Genomic DNA, 1,469 nt, shown 5'->3' with positions numbered 1-1,469 from the left:
TTCCGCATACACGGCAACGCTCGCGATCCCGGCATCCCGACATGCTCGGGCCACGCGGACAGCGATTTCGCCACGGTTGGCGATGAGCACCTTGCGCACAACGACTCCAGGGAAGGGAACGACTCATATGGATGACGGATCTTCCGGGCGAAGGGTTCGCCCGCGACGGATGCTCCCCGTGCCGAACTCACCGTGTGGCGAACGGCGTTCGCACGGCCCCGCCCACTACTTGGCCGGGGCCGGCACCGCTCGGTGCCAGCTCACGGGAGACGCGTAGCCGACGGGACGCCACCGGGCCGGGGGCCCCTCCTCGTCGGCGGTGTCGGACACGCCGGGGAGCGCGTCGGCGCGGGCGAGCAGTACCGCGGTGAGCGCGGCCAGTTCCTCGTCGAGGGGTTCGCCCTTGACGATGCGGACGGCTGGTTCGTGATCGCGGCTCCGAGGAGCGGATGCCATGGTCGTCAGGTCCTTTCCGGTCGTCCCTGCGGCGGGCTTCCGTGCCGTCACCGGGGCAGGCTTCCGTCCCGTCACTGCGGCGGGTTTCCGTGCTTGCGGACCGGCAGTTCGGCGTGTTTGGCCCGGAGCATGTGCAGTGCGCGGCTGAGGACGCCGCGCGTATCGGCCGGGTCGATGACGTCGTCGACGAGGCCGCGTTCGGCCGCGTAGTACGGGTGCATCAGCTCGGTCTTGTACTCCTTGACCATGCTCGCCCGCATCGCGTCCGGGTCGTCGGCGTCGGCGATCCGCTTGCGGAAGATGACGTTGGCGGCACCCTCCGCGCCCATCACCGCGATCTCGTTGGTCGGCCAGGCGAAGGACAGGTCGGTCCCCACCGAGCGGGAATCCATGACGATGTACGCGCCGCCGTAGGCCTTGCGCAGGATCAACTGGAGCCTCGGCACGGTGGCGTTGCAGTAGGCGTAGAGCAGCTTCGCACCGTGCCGGATGATCCCGCCGTGCTCCTGGTCGACGCCGGGCAGGAAGCCGGGTACGTCGAGCAGGGTGATCAGCGGGATGTTGAAAGCGTCGCACAACTGCACGAAGCGCGCGGCCTTTTCGGAGGCGTGGATGTCCAGCACTCCGGCCATGGACATCGGCTGGTTCGCCACGATGCCGACCACCTGGCCGTCGAGACGGGCCAGCGCGCAGATCACGTTGGTCGCCCAGCGCTCGTGGACCTCGATGAACTGGCCGTCGTCGACGAGCTCCTCGATCACCCGGCGCATGTCGTACGGGCGGTTGCCGTCGGCCGGGACCAGGTCGAGCAGCGCCTCGCAGCGCCGGGAGGAAGGATCGTCCGTGTTCTCGACGGGCGGGGTCTCACGGTTGTTCTGCGGCAGCAGTGACAGGAGGTAGCGGACCTCCGCCAGGCAGGTCTCCTCGTCGTCATAGGCGAAGTGGCACACCCCGGAGGTCTCGGCGTGCACGTCGGCGCCGCCCAGGCCGTTCTGGGTGATCTCCTCGCCGGT

At 69.0% G+C, this 1,469-nt stretch carries 3 protein-coding genes; all 3 read right to left on the bottom strand.

Annotated elements, in window-relative coordinates:
* Nucleotides 1–99, bottom strand: a 99-nt coding sequence (locus IO36_RS45360; RefSeq protein WP_280923728.1) for a biotin carboxylase N-terminal domain-containing protein, incomplete at its 3' end; no start/stop codon positions are given.
* A 126-nt stretch (nt 100–225) separates the two neighbouring features.
* Complete coding sequence (locus IO36_RS35980; RefSeq protein ID WP_063764939.1) at nt 226–456, bottom strand: acyl-CoA carboxylase epsilon subunit; 231 nt, start codon at nt 454–456, stop codon at nt 226–228.
* Between the two features lie 71 nt (nt 457–527).
* The coding region (locus IO36_RS35975; protein ID WP_037626543.1) for an acyl-CoA carboxylase subunit beta at nt 528–1,469 on the bottom strand (942 nt) is incomplete at its 5' end.

This window comes from Streptomyces aureus (assembly GCF_000725495.1).
GTDB lineage: Bacteria > Actinomycetota > Actinomycetes > Streptomycetales > Streptomycetaceae > Streptomyces > Streptomyces aureus_B.
This window is presented reverse-complemented; position numbering and strand designations above follow the sequence as displayed.